Source organism: Paenibacillus mucilaginosus 3016 (assembly GCF_000250655.1).
GTDB classification, from domain to species: domain Bacteria; phylum Bacillota; class Bacilli; order Paenibacillales; family NBRC-103111; genus Paenibacillus_G; species Paenibacillus_G mucilaginosus.
Genome location: NC_016935.1, coordinates 5266807 through 5287334 on the forward strand (window position 1 = coordinate 5266807; position 20528 = coordinate 5287334).

Genomic DNA, 20528 nt, shown 5'->3' on the forward strand with positions numbered 1-20528 from the left:
GCTTCCGTAAGGACGCTCCGATTGGGTAATCTTCCACTTTTTTTAGGTCTCGCTCCGGTACGCCCCCGGACTGGTCCCTTCATACTCCTTGAAGATTTTGCTGAAATACTTGGCGGACTGGTATCCGGCCCGCTCGGCGATCTCGGCGATCGGCAGCCGCGTCTGCAGCAGCATCTCCTTGGCCTTCTGCAGTCTCCGCCGGGTGACATACTCGCTGAAGGTCATACCCATCTGTTCCTTGAAAAGTACGCTGAAATAGCTCGCGTTGAGATGAATCTGTTCCGCCACCTCCCGCAGGGTGAACGGAAGATGCAGATGTTCGTCCATGTAGCGCAGCGCTTCCTCCACCGGTTCGCTGACCGCCAACTGGTGAACAGCGGCCGTGAGCAGCTGAGGATCGGCGACCTTCTCGATCAGGCCGAGACGGCTGCGCTGCTCTTCCGTCTCGAGCGCCCGCTCCACCGCATCCAGCAGCTTCTCCCGGGAGACCGGCTTCAGCAGATAGCGGGTTACGCCAAGCTCTATGGCCTTCTGCGCATATTCGAATTCCGCATAGCCGGAGATCAGAATGACGGCCGGCTGGTTCGGCCAGGAGACCCTTTCCCCGCTGCCGGCCAGCTGTAGGCCGCTGATCTCCGGCATCCGGATATCCGAGAGGAGCAGATGCACCGGCTCGCTCTCCAATATGCGCAGCGCTTCGTAGCCGTTGTCCGCGGTCCGGATCCGGTGCCTGCCCGCGCTCCAGGCCTCCAGCATTTTGGCCAACCCCTGCCTCGAACGCGGTTCGTCATCCACAATCAGGATGCGTTTCGATGGAATCATCATGCCTGCTCCCCCTTCTCTACAGGGATGGACAGCTTCACCACGGTGCCCCTTCCCTTGCGGCTGGCGATCTCCAGCGGTTCTTCATCGCCCGCCCCGCCGCTGCCGTAATAGAGCCGCAGTCTGCGGCGGACATTAGCCAGCCCAAGTCCGGAGCCCTTGGAGGACCACTCCCTGCCCTCTCCCAGCGCCTGCTTGAGCCTCGCCAAAGAATCCCCGTCCATCCCGCCTCCGTTGTCCTCCACCGTAATCGTCAGCCGGTCTGCTCCGGGAGACCGGACGGCTGTAACCGTGACGCTCCCTTGTCCGACCCGGCTCTCCAGCCCATGCTGGATCGCATTCTCGACCAGGGGCTGGATCAGCAGCTTGGGCAGCTTCACCTCCGCAGCGTCCGGAGAGGAGAGAATCCGCCAGTCCAGCCGGTCGCCGAACCGCATTGTCATTATCGACATATACCGCTCCACCTGCTCGAGTTCCTCCGCCAGCGTCACCCACTCCTCCTTGTTCAGGCCCGAGATCGTATACCGGAACAGGTCGGACATCGCGATGACGAAGCCGGCCAGCTCCTCCTCTTCCTTGTCAATCAGCGACCAATACAAGGCCTCCAGCGTGTTGAACAGAAAGTGCGGATGAATCTGCGCCTGAAGCGCCTTCAGCTCCGTGCGGCTCTGCAGCAGCTCTTTCTCGTAGACGAGGCGGATCAGCCGGTTCGTATCCTCCACCATCCCGTTATAGGAATGGGTCAGCTCATGAATTTCCAGTGTGGACGACACCTGTTCGCTGGGCTTCAGCACACCGAAGCGGGCGCCTCTCATCGTCTTGATCAGCTTCAGAATCGGCCGGGTAATCAGGGTGGACAGCACGAACGACAGAAGGATAAAAAGCAGCGTCCCGATGCCCGCCGAAGCGAGAATGGCCGTCCGCAGCACAGAAATCCCTTCCGTAATCGCACTGACCGGCGTCAGAATCAGCAGGGTCCATCCCGTGATCGCCGACTGCTGCTTCACCATCACATACTGGCGGTCCCCCATGCGGACCACAGGCTCCGGACTGTCCATCAGCCCGCGGACCGCTTCGGATAAGGCTCCCTCGTCACTGCCCGTAATCCGGCGTCCTTGCTGGTCCACCAGCAGGGAGATCTCCTGCTCCCCCATGCCGGCCAGCGGCTCCTCGATCCGGAACACGTCCCGCTCCAGCCGCACAAGAAGATACCCGCCGGGCGCAAAATCCAGGTTGATCAGGTGGATCGACCGCAGGGCCGTGACCGTGCCGGGGTACTGGGGATCGATGCCCAGCCAGACGATTCCCCCTTTGTTCTCCTGGGCCTTGGCGATCCACTCCCTGCTGACCTTGCCCTCCAGCTCGTTGCCGCCGAGGGGGTACAGCCCCCGTCCCCCGTACGTATACAGCTCCACCGAATGCACGCCGCTTGCATAGGTTGGAATGATCGTCACCTGCGGCACGAGCGCCTGCTGTTCGGCGAATGACGAGCTTCTTCCGCTCCGCTCCCCGGCCAGCAGCCTCTGGACATAGGCGTTGGCGGCCACCTGGGTCGTCAGCGAATCGATCTGGTGCAGCACCGCCTCAAGCCTGCGGTTCCCCTGCACGGCCGTCTGCGTGATCTGCTTCTCGGCGTTATTCTTGAGCAGCGTGGAGACGGAATCATACGTACCGATTCCTACCATCGCCAGGATCACCATCATGACGAACAGGAATCCGACCAGCATCTGGTTGCGCAGCGTGTTCAGCTGCCGTATTCTGGGCCGCACCCTCATCCCTCCCCGGGAGTCTCCCCTTAAATTTTTGTAGTAAGATCTAAAGTTTGTACACTACCCATCCTGTACGGGAAACGATATAGTACCACATGTAAGCGATTCCCATTATTCCCTTCATAAGGAGGTGATACCCTTTTAAACCATAGTCTAGAACCGAAGCCGGACCGCTTTGAAAACGTATTCTACTCTTAAGGAGGAATGAAAAAGATGTTCAAATCCAAGCTAGCCAAGCTGTGTGCCTCTTCCCTGCTTGTTGGCTCCATCCTGTCCTTCACACTCATCCCCAGCGCCGATGCGGGACTGGCGCGCAGCAAGTTCCTTGGCAACATTATTGCAGGCAGCGTGCCTTCGAACTTCGCCACGTATTGGAATCAGGTGACGCCCGAGAATTCGACGAAGTGGGGCTCGGTCGAAGCGACCCGGAACCGGATGAACTGGACCGCTGCCGATACCGCTTACAATTATGCGCGCAGCAGCGGCTTCCCGTTCAAATTCCATACGCTCATCTGGGGCAGCCAGGAGCCGGGCTGGATCGGCAGCCTCTCCGCCGCCGACCAGAAAGCCGAAGTGCTGCAGTGGATTCAGGCTTCCGCCAGCAAATATCCGAATGCCGCCTTCGTCGATGTCGTGAACGAGCCTCTACATGCCAAGCCGTCCTACCGCAATGCGATTGGCGGCGACGGCGCGACGGGCTGGGACTGGGTGATCTGGTCCTTCCAGGAAGCGCGGAAGGCATTCCCGAATTCCAAGCTGCTGCTCAATGAATACGGCATTATCAGCGACCCGAATGCGGCGGCCGCTTACGTCCAGATTGCCAATCTGCTGAAGAGCCGGGGGTTGATCGATGGGATTGGCATTCAATGCCATCAGTTCAATATGGACACCGTCTCCGTCAGCACGATGAGAAACGTTCTGAATACGCTTGCTTCCACCGGCCTCCCGATCTATGTCTCCGAGCTGGATATGACCGGCGACGATGCGACCCAGCTCGCGCGCTACAAGGAGAAGTTCCCTGTGCTCTGGGAGCATACGGCCGTGAAGGGTGTGACCCTGTGGGGGTACATCGAAGGCCAGACGTGGAAGGCCAACACGCACCTTATCACGAGCTCGGGCACGGAGCGTCCTGCCCTCAAGTGGCTCCGGGACTATCTGGCAGCGCATTGAACGGCTGCCGGCCCTGTCGTCAATCTACCCATTCATTTGCCGAAAATCATGAAACGTGAACAGGTGACAAGCAGCAGGGCATCTTGGTGAGATGCCCTGCTGCTTTTTGATACGAGGGGACCATCCATGGGAAGACCTTCATGGGCAGCGGGAGCTATATCCGACTATTCAAAGTCCATTTTTCGAAACACCTATGGCCATGATAGCAGTGAATACGAATCGTGTGGAGAGTGGAACCTATAGTTCTTACTTTGCGAAACTTATAGATTCTTGTCCGGCGGAACGCAAAAAAAGGGGCCGTCGCAGGGGCCCCATGTTCCCAAAGTTGTCGTTCACATGGATGGTTGGATCTTCTTATTTTACTTTTTCATAAATGGTACCGTCCGTATCCATCACGATGATCTCACGCTGAAGCCGGTCCAGTCCAATCATAATGACAGGATTTGGTTCGCCCGATTGGTTATAGAAGGTTCTGATTTGAATGATAGTGGTATATCCGGATTCCTTCACATCCAGGACTTCGATTGAATTTCCAGCCCTCTCCCCGCCCAATGAAAGGACCAGGCCTCGTTTCCCCTCCGAAATCGTGAAGGTTCTGTAGCCGCGAATCGCAGGGTCTTTTTGCAGCCGCTTTATGTAATCTCCTGCATCTGTCAGCACAGAGTAATGCGTCTTCTTGACAATCCAGTAATTCACTTCATTCGTGTATTGGAATAAGATATAGGCAGCCGCAGACAGAAGGACAACAGCATAAATGATCTTTCTCCAGATCACCTTTCCTGCGAAGCTCAGCAGGATCGCTGACGTCAGCAGGCCTGCACTTCCCATCCCGACAGGCATGCCTTCAAACCCTCCGATAACCAAGATACTGACAAGAAAAACAACAGCCGCCGCTCCGGCAACCACAAGGACTTTCACCGAGTGCTTCAAAGGACTGTGAATCCAAGAGAGTAAGGCATACAAGCCGAATCCAGCCAGCAGGCCGAACAGATAGAAAAACTCAAACACCACTGCAAACGCCTCCCTTCGCTTACCGCTTGACGGAAGACCAATATTTGAATGACTGATGATCCTTATTTCACCATATTTAATTACCCATTTTTACTATTTATGGTATGACTTTCCTCGCCTATTGTGGAATGTACGAGATTATCCGCACGAGCTCCCCAGTTTGCTCACTCGGTCACCCGGTGTCACTCCGCGGGTCCACGCCCTTGAAGCACTGCAGCCAAGCGCCCGGCACAAGATTCCCCGCTTTCAACCGGGTTCTATAAGCAGCTCTGAGACCAGGTTCACAAACGCCCAGCAGCATCTGCACCGCCGGTACCGAGTCCTTATTCATCCATATTAACTAGTTTATTCAATTTATGTTGAGGGATTGGCATGCTCTTGCAGGGATTGAGTCCCCAATTCGTTCCCGCCGCGGGGAAGATGCATAGTTATGGTTTATTTTCCGGCCAAAGTGAGGTAAAATTTCAGTAACATACGGTTCGTCTTTACATATTCTTTACTTTTACAGCCAAGAACCTGAGGAACGTACGTATATACCGTTACCATTGAACTTACGGGGAGGCCATCATTTTGAACGAAAACATAAGCATCTTCTCAGGTTCTTCACATATCGAGCTTGCGGAAGCGATCTGTGCGCAGCTGGGGCTGCCGCTCGGGAAGATCAAGCGGTCGCGCTTCAAGAGCGGCGAAATCTATGTGAACTATGAGCAGGGAATCCGCAACCATGACGTCTATCTGGTCCAGTCCTTCTCCGGCTCGATCAATGACAATGTCATTGAGCTCCTGGTCATGATCGATGCGGCGAAGAGAGCGTCGGCGAGAACCATCAATGTCGTCATTCCTTACTTCGGCTATTCGAGACTGGTGCAGAAGGCAAAGCCGCGCGAACCGATCTCCGCGAAGCTCATCGCCGATCTGCTGACGACCGCCGGTGCCGACCGTCTGATCACACTGGATCTGCACGCCGCGGCCATCCAGGGCTTCTTCAATATCCCTGTGGATCATCTGACCGCGCTCGACCTGTTCCATGACTACATCAAGGCCCGTAAGATTCAGAACCCGATCATCGTCTCCCCTGACGCAGGACGGGCCGGTACGGCGGAGAAGCTCGCCAGCTACCTCGACTACCCCTGCGCCATCATGGTTAAGAAGCATACGGGCACCGATTCCCCTATCACGCATGTCATCGGGGACGTGGAGAACTACACCCCGATCATCATCGACGACATCATCGATACGGGCGGCACGATCGTCAAAGCGGTCAATGCGCTCAAGGAACGCGGCGCGAACGACGCCTATGTGGTCGCCACGCACCCGGTCTTCTCCGGACCGGCGCTGGAGCGTCTGAACCACCCGAACCTGAAGGAAGTCGTGGTTACGAATTCGATCGCAATCCCGGCGGAGCGCCCTGCATGCATCAAAGTGATTCCGGTTGCCGAGCTGCTGGCCAACGCGATCCGGATCAATATGTACGGCGGATCGATCTCCACCCTCTTCACCATTACCAAAGTGTAGGGCCCGCGCAGTGCAGACACATTCAAAAAAAAGAACCGGCCCACTCGGAGGCCACTGAAAAAGTCCGTCTAAAAAAAGCACAGCCCTTCAAGAAAATTGAAGAGGCTGTGCTTTTTTTGACGTATAATTGAGTCATCTCGAAAAGCGGGTGAGACGGATGATTCAACAACAACAAAGCTTGGTTCTGAGCCCTTACGCGGCTCTGTATGATATCGTCGTGCCGAAGGACAACATGCTCCGTCAAATTAACGAACTGGTGGACTTCACTTTTATCTTTGAAGAACTGCAGACAAAATATTGTTTGGACAACGGACGTAACGCCATTGACCCCATCAGAATGTTTAAATATTTGTTGCTGAAAGCCATCTTTGAACTATCTGACGTAGATATTGTCGAGCGTTCTAAGTATGACCTGTCGTTTAAGTATTTCCTGGGCATGGCACCGGAGGATCCGGTCATCGACCCGAGTTCTCTGACAAAATTCCGCAAACTGCGGCTCAAAGACATCAACTTATTGGACATGCTCATTGGTAAGACGGTAGACCTCGCTATCGAACTGAAAATCCTGAAGAGCAACTCCATAATCGTCGACGCTACGCATACAAAAGCGCGCTACAATCAGAAGTCGCCGCTAGAAATTCTGCGAGACCGTGCACGAAAGCTGCGAAAGTCCGTTTACACGATGGATGAATCGCTCAAAGCCAAAATGCCCGCAAAGAACACGAGCGACGTACTCGAAGACGAAATCGAGTATTGTCAAAAGCTTGTGACCTTCATCGAGTTGGAATCCGGGATCGCGCAAGTACCAAAGGTTTTGAATCCGTTACACCTGCTGAAGGAAACGGTGGAGGATGACATCGAACAGCTTCGTCTAACGGCGGATCCGGATGCTCGAGTGGGACATAAAAGCGCCGATTCTGCATTCTTTGGATATAAAACTCATCTGGCCATGACGGAGGAGCGCATCATAACGGCAGCTGTCATTACAACAGGCGAGAAGAATGACGGCAAGCAGCTGCAGACGCTCATCGAAAAAAGCAATGCAGCAGGAATGCAAGTTAAGACCGTCATTGGCGATACCGCCTACTCCGAGAAGGATAATATTTTGTACACAACGAACAATGAGATTGAACTTGTAGCAAAACTCAATCCGCTGATCACGCAAGGCAGCCGTAAGAAAGAAGAGGAATTTCTATTCAACAAAGATGCCGGCATGTACGTATGCCCGGCTGGTCACATGGCGACTCGAAAGGCCCGGCAAGGCAAAAAAGGCGTCGGTAAAAACCAACAGGATACCTATTATTTTGACGTAGAGATCTGCAAGAGCTGTCCGCTCAAGGAGGGCTGTTACAAAGAAGGCGCCAAGAGTAAAACTTATTCCGTAACGATTAAATCTGATGAACACGCGGAACAGATGGCGTTCCAGGAAACGGAATATTTCAAGGCGAAATCCAAAGAGCGCTACAAGATCGAAGCGAAAAACAGCGAACTCAAACATAGACACGGGTATGATGTTGCCACATCTTCGGGTCTGATTGGCATAGAAATGCAAGGTGCAATGGCCATATTCGCTGTAAATCTTAAGCGTATACTGAAGCTGGTAGATTGAAAAAACGTATCGAGCAGACCAATTTTAAGCCTATAAAAAAGCCATCTGACCCTAAAAATGGGGGTAGATGGCTTTTTTATGACTTATACGAGGCTCCTGAGGAAAAAGCGTAAGTTCTTCAGTGGCCTCCCCACTCGGCCGGTCCTTTTGTATATGCACCTCGCTCCCCTACTGCCCCTGTGTACGGATCCAGACGGTCATCTCGCCGGGCTGACGGTTGCCCCAGAGATAGTACGGCACCGCCTTCAGCTTCACGGGCTCGGCCGGCCGGCGAACGGCCAGCGGGCGGTACGGCGTATCGGCCTGCCAGGAGTCCTGCTCCTCACGGAAGCCCTCCGCCTCGATCACGACCGCTCCGCCGAGCAGATCCGTCACGTATTCGCTTCCCAGCGGGGTATCGGGCCGGATCGACAGTGAAGCCAGCGGGCTTCCGTTGTCCGTCTCCTCCAGGCAGTACACCAGCGGCCCCCGTTCGATGACCGCCCTCCCCGCATTGGCGCGGATCTCAGGATGCGCAGCCGTCAGCTGCGCCTGCAGCGCGGGCGCCCATTCCACCACATCTCCCGCCGTCCACCGCCGGGTGACCACCGCATAGCCGTTCTCCACCTCGTACGCCTCGGCAGCGCCATTGATTCGCAACTCGGCGCGGCCGCCGCTCCACGAGGGGATCCGCAGCGCCAGGGTGACCGGCGCCTCCGGCACGGCGGTGAGCTCGAACCGGGCGCAGCCCTCCCACGGCAGGCGGGATTCCTGCTTCAGCGCCACCTGCCCGGCAGCCAGCTTGAAGCTCGCTTCGCTGCCGATGAACAGGTGCGTATACACGGTATTCTCCCCTGCGGAAGCCGAGTAAATATAGTCGTTCAAGGAGCTCAGCAGACGCGCCACATTGGGCGGACAGCAGGAGCAGCCGAACCAGGGCTGGCGGACGGCTTTGACATGATGGCGCCCCGGGTTCTGCTCGGACGCCTTCGGCCAAACCTCCAGCGGATTCACATAGAAATAATGTTTGCCGTCCTGCGACATACTGCCGATGACATTGTTGTACAGCGCACGCTCGAGCACGTCCGCATACTCGCTCTTCGCCTCGAGCTGCAGCATCCGGCGGGCGAAGAAGATCAGCCCGATCGATGCGCAGGTTTCCGCATACACCGTATCGTTCGGCAGGTCGTAATCGAAGGAGAACGCCTCGCCGTGATGCGTGGAGCCGATGCCGCCCGTGATGTACATCTGCTTCTTCGTCGTGTTGTCCCAGAGGCGCCGGCACGCTTCGAGCAGCTCCGCATCGCCTGTCAGCCGGGCCAGATCAGCCATGGCCGTGTACATGTACACCGCGCGGACCGAGTGCCCGACGGCCGTGTCCTGCTGGCGGACCGGCTTGTGCGCCTGGTTGTACGCCATCTGCTCGGCCGTCGGGATCGGGAGTTTCTTCTTCGCCCAGTGACTGTAGCCGTCTCGCTGCCTGCATTCCTCCACCAGGAAGTTCGGCTCCGTCCCCCGCTCGTCGATGAAGAACTGGGCGAGCTTCAGATACCGCTCCTCGCCGGTGGCCCCGTACAGCTTCACCAGCGCAAGCTCAATCTCCTGGTGTCCGTCATAGCCCCGCAGCTTGCCGGGCTCGCGACCGAAAACGCTTTCCATATAGTCGGCGAACCGGCACATGACCTCCAGCAGCCGCCGCTTGCCCGTGGCCTCATAATAGGCCACCGCGGCTTCCATCATATGGCCGGCGCAGTACAGCTCATGCGCCTCGTGAAGATTCGTCCACTGCCCGCCCGGCTCCTTGATCGTATAGTATGTATTAAGATACCCGTTCTCGTGCTGCGCCTTCGCGATCAGCTCGATCACCTCGTCGGCCGTCCGCTCCAGCTCCGGGTCCGGGTGGTTCGCCAGCGAATAGCCGACAGCCTCCAGCCACTTCGCCACATCGCTGTCCTGGAAGACCATGCCCCCGAATTCGCCCTCCTCCAGCCCCGCGGCAATCCGGAAGTTGCGGATCGCATAGCTGGGTTCAGCCCCCGGAATCCGGTCATTCAGCGCCTCCCATTGATAGGGAATCACCGTGTCCCGCACCAGCTCCGTGAACTTGTTCCAAAAGGCATCCTGTATGCGTATGCTGCTGCTGTTCTGCTGACCGCTCGTTGACAGAGTCATGATCGTTCCTCCTCGACTTCTCACTAAGATTCGTTTTTGTATACATTTGCATCTGTCCTGCTATCAGTTTATCTTGGAATCTAGGCGAGAGCTACGGAGAATCCGACCCCAAAAATGATAATATTTCACACTCGAACACTCGAAGAGAAAGGGAGGAAAACGTATGGACGGCAACCACCTCATCTCCCTGCAGCTGCCCCCGATGCCCTATTATATCTGTACCGGCCTGACGACACTCCGGCCCGGGGAACAGCATCCGAGCCGGAGGAATCTCGGTCTGTTCGATCTGCTGTGGGTGGTCCGGGGAGTGCTGTACATCGGGGAGGAGGAGCGGCAGTGGGAGGTGGCGGAAGGCCAGACGCTGCTGCTCCTGCCCGACCGCTATCACTATGCCGTGAGGCCGTGCGATACCGAGACGGTCTTCTACTGGGTGCACTTCGACTACCGGGGAACGTGGAGTCAGGAAGGGGACCCTGCGGCCTTCCCTCCCTCACCGGTGCGGCTGACGTGGGCCAATCCGTACACGGTCCGGCTGCGGCAGTACGCGGCCCCTGCGGATACCGCGCTTGGGGAGCGCCACCTGCAGCAGCTGCTCCACCTCGCGGACCAACACCGCTCCGCAGCGTACTGGAGCGAACAGCAGCTGTTCATGGAGCTGCTGCGTCTGCTTGAAGAGGGGCAGGCCGAAGAGGCCGCCTCCCCTTCCCGGAAGCCTGGCGGAGAAGACGGAAGCGTATCTCCGCCAGCATTACCAGGCGGACGTGACGAACCAGTCGCTTGCCGCCGCCCTTCATTTTCACCCGAACTATATCGTCCGCTCAATGAAAGAAATCTACCACTGCACGCCGATGGAATACCTGCATCAGTACCGGCTCGAGCAGGCCAAGCTGCTGCTGATCAAGACGGAGTGGCCGGTCGCCCAGATCGCCGAACGCGTAGGCTTCCACTACGCGCCCTATTTCTCGAGCTGCTTCAAGCAGTACATCGGCATAACCCCGCTGCGCTTCCGCAAGCAGTACTCTCCTTGACGGTAGCCTTCGCCTGGGCGCCTGCCCGCATCATCACCAAAAAAGACGCAGCTCCGGGGAGCAGAGTAAGCCCTCCGGGACTGCGTCTTTTGATTGTGCCGCCCAGTTCAGCATCAGCCTTCGTCAGTACTCGGCATCCACTTCGAATAGGTCCGCATACAGGCGGCCGTCCCGCCCCATCCGGCAGTCCGCCTTGGACACGATATAGCGGACCTCCTCCCCGTCCGGCGCAAACTCCATCAGCTCATAGCTGCCCTCATGCTCATACTGAATCGGAAACTGCTTGCCCTGCACGATGACCGTCCGGTCCATCCGTTCTGCCTCCTTTCAAGGGGACCTGCCGCCGCTTCATGCCCGGCCCTGACAGGCTCCCGTCCGTTTACCCCTCATTATGGCAAAAGAGGAAGCCGGGCATACCTGGGCCCTCCGTACGTTCTACTCCTTCAGCAGCGGCTGGTTCCGTTCGTGCCGGCGGTACGGAGGCCGTAATTTGGTGTCACGCCGCTCCGCGATTACCGGTCCGCCGCCTCCCTTCCCGGCATATCCTTACTGTATGACCTAAGGACAAGGAGGGCCCACTATTGGTGCACAACCGTGTCAAGACCTACCGGTACCGTTATGGCAAGAACCGTTACATCGTCATCCGGATCTTCCAATCGGCCCATGCCCGTGCCCGCAGCGGGAATGTGCTGGCGAGCAATGCGGTCAATGTCAAAATTTTCGAGTCCCCCAAAAGAAGAAGAAGGAGGTAAGCTCATGGCATCGGTCAAACGAAGCGGTCTGAAGAAAAAACGGATCTCCGTGGACGTCAGGCAGTCCGCCTCCGCACGGACGGGCCAAGGCGGCAACCCCATTGCCATCAACGCCTCCGACGTCGGTGTCGTTCGGACGGACATCACCAACCGCAAATAGAGCCAGGCGGATCTCCACATGGCAAGGCGAACCGGACGGCTTCCTCGCTCAGCCCCCAGCTTTGCTCTCACTCCCCTAAGACGCGAACGAACCGGCTGCGCCCTGCAGCCGGTTCTTCGTATGCCGTTGCCCCCATTGCTGGAGCTGGAGGGTCCGGTCCTGCTCCAACTGCAGGGAGTTCACCGGCCGCTGCAAAAGAAGCTGGCCCGAGCGGCCACTCAGCAAGCTGTGCCGGGGTCAAAGGCTCCTTTGACCAGCTCCCCTATGCCGGCTGCCGGTACTGCAGCTGCATCAGAGGCTGGGGCTCACTCGCAAGCCAATCCATCTGCCACTCCCCAACCCTATGTATGAATACGCCGCCCCCCTTTAACTGCTTCTTATCCCGATCTTATGAATTTCTTGATTTTGAACAAGAGAAGACAGCTCTCTGTTAAGAGAGCGCCTGGAGGGAAAGGTCCTTCGGCCCCCGTCTCAGCGCGCTGCAGATCCGGCGTACGCCCTCGGTAAGCTGCTCTTCCGCCAGATGGCCGTATCCGAGGAGGAGCCGGCGGCCTGGAAGCACGGCAGCCGTCACCCCATGCTCGTGCAGGTGCCGCTCAAAATCCGGCGGGAGCGGGGTCTCCAGCTCGAGCACCAGATGCAGTCCGGCCGGCCGCCCCCACACGCGGAATCCGCTGCCGAGCTGCTCATGCAGGGCCTGAAGCAGATGGGCGCGGCGTTTCTTGTATATTTTTTTCATCCGGTGCACATGCGTGCTGAGGTGGCCGCTCCCCATAAACCGGGCCAGGGCAAGCTGTTCGAGGGTCGGGGTCTGGTAATCGGACAGCCGTTTGATCTGACGCGCCCGCTCCACGAAGCGCTCCGGGAGAACCATGTAGCCGATCCGCAGCGATGGAAACAGGGTTTTGGAAAAGGTGCCGATGTAGATAACATGCTCCGGACACAAGCTCTGGAGCGAATGCACGGGGGGGCCGTCATAGCGGAATTCGCTGTCATAATCATCCTCGATGATCCAGCTGTCCCTGCCCTGTACGTACCTGGCCAGTTCGATCCGCCTTTGCACGGGCAGAATGCCGCCCATGGGGAACTGGTGGGACGGCGTCACATAGATGCATTTGGGCCGTATGCCGTCTCGGGGCAGCTCTCGCGTCATGAGGCCGTCTTCATCTACGGGAAGAAGACGCAGGGAGGCGCCCGTGGCGGTCAGTACGCTTTTCAGGTCCTCGTTGGACGGGTCTTCCACCACCGCCTCATCCCCGCAGCCGAGCAGCAGCCGCACAATGATCTGCAGTGCCTGCAGGGCGCCGTTCGTGACGAGAATCCGCTCCGGGCGGCATACGACGCCCCGTGTTCTCCACAGATGCTCCGCCAGCACCCGCCGCAGCTCCGGAGCCCCGGCCGGATCTCCATAGCTGAGGTCATCCGGGGAGGCTTCCAGGCATACCTCCTGCAGGGCCGACGCCCACTGCTTCACCGGGAAGAACTCCAATGCCGGGCGCCCTGTCCGGAAGGAAATGCCTCCCGGTGCAGGGACCCCATCGCCTGTAAGTTCCGCAGCCTGCTGTCGTTCTGCAGGTGCTTCCGGTGCATAACCCTCCAGCCGGGCTCCTTCCGCCACAAAAGTGCCCGAGCCCGAACGCCCGGTGATATAGCCCTCGGACATCAGCAGCTCGTACGCTTCGAGGATGACGTTGCGGGACACCCCCAGCTCCGCGGCCAGCTCGCGCGTAGACGGGAGCTTGAAGCCGGAAGCCAGCGTTCCGCTCAGGATGGCCCCCCGCAGCGCCTCGAACACCTGCCGGAACATCGGCAGCTTCGCTTCCGGATCGATGGAAATCCACATGTCTCCGCCTCCTCCACAAGTGGTACTCTTCAAATAGCCGGTAAATGGCACTACAGCCAACCACTTGTCATTTGTTACAGTATACAATAACGAAATCCAGAGGAGATGCCTACGTGAAAAAAAACCAAATCACCGCCGGCCTGGAGCTGTCCGGCGCCGCCGTCCTCATCGGCAGCTCCGTGGTGGCCGGCAAAATCACCGCCATGCACATTCCCGTTTTCTTCTCGCAGACCGTCAGCCTTGCGATTGCCCTGCTGGTTCTGCTGCCTCTCTCCTGGCGCAAGCGGGAAGAGCTTAAGGTTCTTGGAAGAAAGGATCTCCTGCTGCTGCTCCTGCAGGCTTTTCTCGGGATGTTCCTGTTTCGCGTACTCATGCTGTACGGCCTGAAGACCGCCTCGGCCGCAGAGGCCGGCATTCTTACCAGCTTTACGCCGGCGGCTGTCGCCCTGCTCTCCATCGTTTTCCTGAAGGAGCGCATGACCCCGCGGCTGGCGTCCGGCGTACTCTTCGCCGCAGCTGGCGTGGCGTGTCTCGGAGCCCCCGGATGGTTCGGCTCCGCCCCGTCCTCCGCGGCCCCCTCCTCCTCAGTCGGCCTTCTCCTGATTCTGGGTGCGGTGGGCGGGGAAGCCGCGCTGACGGTCATCCGGAAGCTGACGGCGAGCAGCGTGTCTCCCCTGACGGGAACGACCTGCGTCACGTTCTTCAGCTTCCTGATGTTCCTGCCCTTCTCCCTGGCGGAGGCGGCACGCACCGACCTCTCCGTCTTAGGGCCCCAGGACGCCGCCCTGCTGCTGTACTATGGCGTCTTCGTGACAGCGGTCGCCTACCTCCTGTGGTTCTCGGGCGTCTCCAAGGTCTCGGCCGGAACCGCCGCCGTCTATACCGGCTGCATTCCGGTGAGCACCGTGCTGCTGTCTTACGCCCTGCTGCACGAGCCGTTCTCCTGGGCCCATGCTGCGGGTGCAGCCTTCGTCTTCCTCGGCATCCGGCAGGTGTCCGCACCTTCGGAGAAGCGTATACTTCCCGCCTCCCGGGGAAGGAAGGGCCGGACGGCAGCCGAGCCTGCGCCCGGGAAGTGAGCGGCGGAGCGGGCAATAGCAAAGAAGACCAAGCCGTGGTCCGTGGAGGACGGGGCTTGGTCTTCTTGGGGGGGGGTGATTCTTGATCCATTGGATTTGCTCACATTCAGCTCGCCAGGCATTACCCGGCCATATGCCGTGCACCGGAACCCATCACCCGATCCGCCGCCGCATCGTACGTCTCCTGCGAATCAGCTCCGGCGCCGGCCACCTCAGCATTCGAGAGATACGCGCTGTACCAGGCGTAGCACCCGAACAAGTAGAACATCGGCACGAGATACAGCATCATGCTGATGACATTCATCCGGTCATAATAAGCATCGGACCAGGAATACATGAACGCGGTCAGCACATAGGAAAGAAACCCGGCCAGGAAAAGCAGGAACGCCAGACGGTGTTTCAAGCGGATCATTTTCAATGGAAACCAAAACAACAGCACCCCGAACGCAGCAAACAGCAACGATGACACACCCTTATGTATAAAGTCTAAGAAAGTACGAGCTATCTCTGTCTTATATCGGATGAACCTGTGAAAAAATGAACAGCAAAAAGCGATTTTTGTCGATTTTCCTGAGGGCCGGATTCTCTCAAAATGAACGTTTACCTTATTATGGAATTTATGATATACAATAGAAACCACCTTGGTTCTGTTAAGGAGTGTGTTGGCTGTGCTGAGAGCAACTGCGGATCTGTTGTTTATCGTTTCGCTGTTCATTTTGGTTACCCGGACCCTGATCTTCTTTGTTCGAAGCGGAGGCCTGTCCGGTACCATGAATACGGGAGATGCCGGAGGAGCCGCCACAGACCTGCAGATGAATCACGATCAAAACCGGCTGACGGAGCGGCAGCACCGCGCCATGTACGGATTGTTACGGTCTTATGTGCTTTGGGCGGCCGTCCTGGGCATTCTGATCTCCGTCGTCATGGGACAAATGTAGCGTCCCGCCTCACGAGGCTTTCGCTCCTTTGGGGCGAAGGCTTATCGGGCATTCACGGATTTGTCCGGCGGGTCCTCCACGCCCTATAATAGAGATATCTATTTGGACGGCCTGGAGGAGAACGACGATGAACAACAAGGCACGCCGAACCGGATTCTCTGTGCTGCTAGCTTTGCTCCTGCTGCTCGGGTTATGGGCCGTCTTCCGTATGGTTCCCCCTGCCGGCGGGCCTCCGGACGGGGAACGTCAGGCAGCACCGGCGCCGGTGCTCCCTTTGACGGAATATTGGCGCACTCAGGCAGAGGCCGCGGAGAAGGCCGGCCATGCGGAGGCCGCGGCGAATTACCGGGCGCGGCTGGAAGCCCGTGACGCTCTCTTGGCGTCAGGCGCATCCGCTCCGCCGGAGATACCCGAAGCCGCAGATGCGGATCTTCGGCTGTATCTGCGCACCGCAAGATCGGCAGCACCGGATCCGGGCCTGCCGGCCAAATTCGAGCCGGTGTCGGGTACGTATCTGGGCATGCTGGGGGCCGACAGCCGCGTCCGCTATGACATCACGAAGGTCGAGCAGGTCTACGGCCGCCGTCACGCCCTCTATCTCTCTTACGTGGGATGGCGGAAGCTGCAGACCGATACGAACACTTACTTCCCGAAGCGCACGGCAGACCGGGTCCGTGCCCTGGACGGTGCCCTTCAGATCGGCTGGGAGCCGCGGTACGGCCTGCAGGATGTGCTGGATGACGAGTATGTGCGCCGGTTCGCCAGAGAAGCCAAGGAATCGGGGATTCCCATCTTTCTGCGGTATGCCTCGGAGATGAACGGCGCCTGGGTCCCCTGGCACGGTGATCCGGCCCTGTATGTCGAGAAGTTTCGGCTCATCCACGACATTATGGAAGAGGAGGCGCCGAACGTGGCCATGGTCTGGTCCCCGAACTTCTCTCCGGCAGAGGGGATTGACGCCTATTACCCCGGCGACGAGTACGTCGACTGGGTCGGCTTCTCCTTGTACTCCACCCCCGTAACGAACGGGCAGGAGGATCTGAAGGACAATGTGATCGAAGCGTTCGCCCCGCTCTATGCCGAGTACAGCCACAAGCCGATCATGATCTCGGAAGGGGCCGTAGCGCACAGTGTCATCTCCACCGGCCGGTCCTACTACGAGTGGGCCGAGGAGCAGCTTGGCTATATGTATACGTATCTGCCGGTAATGTTCCCTCAGGTCAAAGCCATCACCTATTTCAACTTCAGCCGGGCCCAGGCCGGACGCTCCAATATGGATTTCGTGTATGATCTCGGCGAGAATCCGTATACGGACGGAGGGTACCGACGGCTCGCCGCCTCGCCCCGGTTCCTCGGCCGGATCGACACCGCCGCAGATCCGGTGGACTTTGCTTACAAGCTCCACGAGGAAGCCCCTCTCCCCGAGGGACGCCAGACGGTCAGCGTCTATGCCAAGCTTCCTGACGGGAGCGCGCCGTTCGCCGCGGCACTCTACCATGGGGAAGAACGGCTCGGGATCTCGTTCGAGTTGCCGTGGGAGATGGAGGTTGAGCTCCCGGCCGGGGCAGCGGAGCAGCCGCTCCGGATCGTGGTCTACGACAAGAACGGGAAGCCTGCTGCGCTTCGTACGCTGCCGGCCGGCAAAGGGTGAATGCGTCTCTCATCCATTCCCAAGCCTCCGGCTTCGGGAGAGTCCATCTTCCCATTCTGTTCGAATCCGGAACCAAAAACCATGCGATCGGCAAACCGACGGCATGGTTTTTGGTTGGTTTTTCAACGTATGGGTGCCTCGAGCACCTCCGGCCGGGCCGCAAAGTGCGGAGCTCATGATTCTTCCGGGTCCGGCTTCCTCCGCAGGTTCCTCATGATCTTCCGGCCTGTGGGGGTCTGGGCCAGCCCGCCCTGTGCGGTCTCGCGGTGCTTCTCCGGCATGGAGGAGCCGACCTCCAGCATCACGCCGATGACTTCATCCGACGGGATGACGCTGCGGACACCGGCCAGGGCCATATCCGCGGCAGCCAGCGCAGTGACGGCCCCGAAGCCGTTGCGGATGATGCACGGAATCTCCACCAGACCGCCGACGGGGTCGCAGATCAGGCCGAGCGAGTTTTTGAGCGCGAGACCGACCGCATGCACAGCCTGTGCCGGAGTGCCGCCGCGCAGCTCGGTCAGCGCGCCCGCCGCCATCCCGATCGCGGAGCCGACCTCCGCCTGGCACCCGCCCTCCGCACCGGAGACGAAAGCGTTGTTCGCGATGACATAACCGATGGCCCCCGCAGCAAACAGGCCGTACACCATCTGCTCGTCGGACCAGCCGAAGCGCTTCTGGCAGGAGAGAAATACGCCGGGAATGATGCCGCACGAGCCGGCCGTCGGCGTTGCGATGATCCGGCCCATGGAGGCATTCACCTCCGATACCGCCAGCGCGTAGGCCATCGCTTCTCCGGCTGCCGGCCCAAGGCTCAGCTCCTGCTCCGCTCCGAACGCCATCACCCGCTGGGCGTCCCGTCCGGTGAGTCCGCTCCGCGAGGTGGTGTCTTCCGTTAGTCCCCGCTCCACCGCCTCCCGCATGATGTCATAGTAAGCTGACATCGTAGCGAACTCCTGCTCCGGACTCCTGCCGGACTCCGTGCTCTGCTGCTCCAGCATATAGTGCCCGAGGGTCATGCTCCTCTCGGTGCACTGGGCTGCCAACTGCTCCAGCGTGCGAAACTGCATGGTCATCCCTCCCTTCCCTTAGTGACCGGGCGGACCGCCTGACGCAGGCTTCAGGCCGAACTGATTTTCGACAGATCGACGCAGCGCACGCTGCCGACCTGCTCCAGCCGGGACAGCTGATCCAGCAGCGGCGGAGCAAGCGGAGCATCCAGCTCCAGAGCCGTCAGCGCCTCCCCGCTTCTTCCCTTCCGGTCCACCGACATATGAGCGATATTGCAGCCGCCGTCCCTTAAGGCATCCGTAATGCCCGCAATCGTCCCCGGTGCATCCCGGTGCTGTACGATCACGGCCGGATAGCCCCCCGTCAGCTTGACGCCGAACCCGTCGATATCGGTAATCTCAATATTGCCCCCTCCAATGGAAGCTCCCGTAAGCGCCAGCTCTCTCCGGGCTGGGGGTGCGCCCGCGGTGAGCAGCAATCGGACCGTGTTCGGGTGGGCATACAGGCCCTTTCCTTGACCGAACAGGACGGTCATCCCCTGATCCGCCGCATGCTTCAGCGCGCAGGGAATCCGCTTGTCGTCCGTCTGCCAATCGAGCAGGCCCGCGGCAATGGCAATATCCGTGCCGTGCCCCTGATAAGTCGCGGCGAACGAGCCGAAGAAACGCACCTCCGCCCGCTCCGGAAGCGGCCCGAACAGCTGGCGGGCGAACCTGCCGATTCGGACCGCCCCGGCCGTATGGGAGCTGGAGGGTCCGATCATGGCGGGACCAATGATAGAAAATACGTCTTTGAAGCGCATAAGTCCCTCCCCGGTTGGCCGCAGCCGACAGATTGCAGCGGCTTCCGGCCCGGCTCTCCGTGCCCGGCTGCCTCGGCCGGTCCAACCTCAAACTTCCGCATGCCCCGACGATCGGGCTCTGACGATTGGCTCCGACGATTGGGCCCGACGATTGGGCTATATAGCTATCATCTGCCTCAGCGACTCCAAATATTACTGTCTTCTCTAGTGTATGGCCGGCACCTGCGGGACCATGCCAGCATACGGGCAGCCAGGACTGCTGCCCTGTTGAGAAAAGACGTGACGGTCCCCCGCAAGCCGCGAGGCTCCCGCTCCGGCTGCCGCCTAATCGGGTCTGCTCAAACAAAAAAGACCTGGCCCCTCCCGGGCTCAAGTCTTATGATCGTTCGATTACGGCGGCCTGCCCGGTGCGGGAGCTGCGGGACAAACCGCCCTTCCGGGATGCCCCCTTTTCGCGGTCCTGCCTTGTGGCCTCCACGCTACTCTATTAAGGCCCCTCCTGAAGAACCGTCCGGGTACAGATAATGCGTATACAGCCTTCTCTCGCTTCCTTGGACCTTCGAATACCACATCTCGATCCGTTCAACGCTCCCGGCTTCCGACCAGGTTACAAGCAGCTGACCTTGGAGGCTTCCCTCTTCCAGGCCGCTGCGGTCGATAGCGAATGCGTCATATCCGTATCCGGCTGCCGCGGCAAAATCATATCGCCAGACGGCCTTCTGCCCGTCTCCCGCCGTTCTTTCCGCTGCAGGGGGGCCAAGCAGTTCCTTGACAGCCGCAGCATCCTGTCCTATTTTCAGCCGGTATTGGACCCGCCAGAGAGCCTTCGAGGCGGCATCCGTTTCCCCCGGCTCATTTTGTACGGAGATCACCCGATCCCGGTCGATGTATCTGACGCCGAGCCCCAAGCTCTCCCCGATGAAACGGATCGGCACATAGGCATGCCCGTTGTAGTTCAGCACCGTATATTCGATGCCTGGCTCCTTCTTTTGGCCGTTGATCTCGAAGGCGGCCGGGAACCCATACACCTGAAGGGTTTCGGCTGCTGCCGCAGCGGCCGCGGCGGATAGAGCCAATCCGCATGTCAGTCCAAGTATGAAAGTCTTCAACTTCGTAATCCTCCCTGTAACCTGCATCTCTTGATGCTATCCACCTCTTAACGTGCCGGCTCCTGAAGAAGTTGCTGTAATATATACCGAAGCGAGCCATGTTCGTTGTAC

The 20528-nt window shown here is 58.8% G+C and carries 19 protein-coding genes; 9 read left to right on the forward strand and 10 right to left on the reverse strand.

The annotated features are described in order from the left end of the window. Positions 1–42: 42 nt before the first annotated feature. The gene (locus PM3016_RS21825; RefSeq protein ID WP_014370957.1) at positions 43–822 is read right to left on the reverse strand and encodes a response regulator transcription factor; all 780 of its coding nucleotides are present in this window, start codon (positions 820–822) and stop codon (positions 43–45) included. Continuing rightward, the gene (locus PM3016_RS21830) at positions 822–2597 is read right to left on the reverse strand and encodes a cache domain-containing sensor histidine kinase (protein ID WP_014651726.1); all 1776 of its coding nucleotides are present in this window, start codon (positions 2595–2597) and stop codon (positions 822–824) included. The genes PM3016_RS21825 and PM3016_RS21830 overlap by 1 nt, the downstream gene beginning before the upstream one ends. Before the next feature lie 207 nt (positions 2598–2804). Between PM3016_RS21830 and PM3016_RS21835 the strand changes: the two genes are divergently transcribed. Then, complete coding sequence (locus PM3016_RS21835; RefSeq protein ID WP_014370959.1) at positions 2805–3761, forward strand: endo-1,4-beta-xylanase; 957 nt, start codon at positions 2805–2807, stop codon at positions 3759–3761. 354 nt (positions 3762–4115) lie between these two features. Here the strand turns inward: PM3016_RS21835 and PM3016_RS21840 are convergent, their stop codons facing one another. Then, complete coding sequence (locus PM3016_RS21840; protein WP_014370960.1) at positions 4116–4772, reverse strand: hypothetical protein; 657 nt, start codon at positions 4770–4772, stop codon at positions 4116–4118. A 570-nt stretch (positions 4773–5342) separates the two neighbouring features. Between PM3016_RS21840 and PM3016_RS21845 the strand changes: the two genes are divergently transcribed. Next, entirely contained in the window at positions 5343–6287 is a 945-nt protein-coding gene (locus PM3016_RS21845) for a ribose-phosphate diphosphokinase (RefSeq protein ID WP_013918713.1), read from the forward strand. A 157-nt stretch (positions 6288–6444) separates the two neighbouring features. Next, positions 6445–7896, forward strand: coding sequence for an IS1182 family transposase (locus PM3016_RS21850; protein WP_013915070.1), 1452 nt, complete (start codon positions 6445–6447; stop codon positions 7894–7896). 168 nt (positions 7897–8064) lie between these two features. Here PM3016_RS21850 and PM3016_RS21855 read toward each other — a convergent pair whose 3' ends face one another. Continuing rightward, positions 8065–10047: a glycoside hydrolase family 127 protein gene (locus PM3016_RS21855; RefSeq protein WP_014370961.1), complete on the reverse strand. Its 1983-nt coding sequence runs from the start codon at positions 10045–10047 to the stop codon at positions 8065–8067. Positions 10048–10715: 668 nt separating this feature from the next. Here PM3016_RS21855 and PM3016_RS41170 point away from each other — a divergent pair. Next, positions 10716–11075, forward strand: coding sequence for a helix-turn-helix transcriptional regulator (locus tag PM3016_RS41170; protein ID WP_014370963.1), 360 nt, complete (start codon positions 10716–10718; stop codon positions 11073–11075). Positions 11076–11198: 123 nt separating this feature from the next. Here PM3016_RS41170 and PM3016_RS21865 read toward each other — a convergent pair whose 3' ends face one another. After that, the gene (locus PM3016_RS21865) at positions 11199–11387 is read right to left on the reverse strand and encodes a hypothetical protein (protein ID WP_014370964.1); all 189 of its coding nucleotides are present in this window, start codon (positions 11385–11387) and stop codon (positions 11199–11201) included. A 269-nt stretch (positions 11388–11656) separates the two neighbouring features. On the opposite strand from PM3016_RS21865, the gene PM3016_RS38775 reads away from it, so the two are divergent. Both PM3016_RS38775 and PM3016_RS38780 read left to right on the forward strand, forming a co-directional pair. Further along, positions 11657–11827: a hypothetical protein gene (locus PM3016_RS38775; RefSeq protein WP_013918717.1), complete on the forward strand. Its 171-nt coding sequence runs from the start codon at positions 11657–11659 to the stop codon at positions 11825–11827. A 4-nt stretch (positions 11828–11831) separates the two neighbouring features. Then, positions 11832–11987 (forward strand): hypothetical protein, encoded by a 156-nt coding sequence (locus tag PM3016_RS38780; RefSeq protein ID WP_013918718.1) that lies wholly within the window; start codon positions 11832–11834, stop codon positions 11985–11987. Positions 11988–12417: 430 nt separating this feature from the next. Here the strand turns inward: PM3016_RS38780 and pdxR are convergent, their stop codons facing one another. Continuing rightward, complete coding sequence (gene pdxR / locus PM3016_RS21870) at positions 12418–13830, reverse strand: MocR-like pyridoxine biosynthesis transcription factor PdxR (RefSeq protein ID WP_014370965.1); 1413 nt, start codon at positions 13828–13830, stop codon at positions 12418–12420. Between the two features lie 113 nt (positions 13831–13943). On the opposite strand from pdxR, the gene PM3016_RS21875 reads away from it, so the two are divergent. Beyond that, the gene (locus tag PM3016_RS21875; protein WP_014370966.1) at positions 13944–14909 is read left to right on the forward strand and encodes a DMT family transporter; all 966 of its coding nucleotides are present in this window, start codon (positions 13944–13946) and stop codon (positions 14907–14909) included. A 121-nt stretch (positions 14910–15030) separates the two neighbouring features. On the opposite strand, the gene PM3016_RS21880 is transcribed toward PM3016_RS21875, so the two are convergent. Further along, entirely contained in the window at positions 15031–15321 is a 291-nt protein-coding gene (locus PM3016_RS21880) for a hypothetical protein (protein WP_238540282.1), read from the reverse strand. 256 nt (positions 15322–15577) lie between these two features. Between PM3016_RS21880 and PM3016_RS21885 the strand changes: the two genes are divergently transcribed. Then, positions 15578–15847 (forward strand): hypothetical protein, encoded by a 270-nt coding sequence (locus PM3016_RS21885; RefSeq protein ID WP_014370968.1) that lies wholly within the window; start codon positions 15578–15580, stop codon positions 15845–15847. 127 nt (positions 15848–15974) lie between these two features. Next, on the forward strand, positions 15975–17498 hold the full coding sequence (locus tag PM3016_RS21890; protein WP_014370969.1) for a glycoside hydrolase family 26 protein: 1524 nt from the start codon (positions 15975–15977) through the stop codon (positions 17496–17498). 173 nt (positions 17499–17671) lie between these two features. Here the strand turns inward: PM3016_RS21890 and sdaAA are convergent, their stop codons facing one another. The 3 genes from sdaAA to PM3016_RS21905 all read right to left on the reverse strand — a co-directional run bounded on the left by sdaAA (position 17672) and on the right by PM3016_RS21905 (position 20417). Next, positions 17672–18565, reverse strand: coding sequence for an L-serine ammonia-lyase, iron-sulfur-dependent, subunit alpha (gene sdaAA, locus PM3016_RS21895; RefSeq protein WP_013918726.1), 894 nt, complete (start codon positions 18563–18565; stop codon positions 17672–17674). A gap of 50 nt (positions 18566–18615) precedes the next feature. Further along, positions 18616–19308 carry an L-serine ammonia-lyase, iron-sulfur-dependent subunit beta gene (gene sdaAB, locus PM3016_RS21900; protein ID WP_013918727.1) on the reverse strand — a complete coding sequence of 231 codons (693 nt, stop codon included), beginning with the start codon at positions 19306–19308 and terminating at the stop codon, positions 18616–18618. A gap of 479 nt (positions 19309–19787) precedes the next feature. Further along, a complete protein-coding gene (locus PM3016_RS21905; RefSeq protein WP_013918728.1) occupies positions 19788–20417 on the reverse strand; it encodes a hypothetical protein in 630 nt (209 codons plus the stop codon). Between the last annotated feature and the right edge of the window lie 111 nt (positions 20418–20528).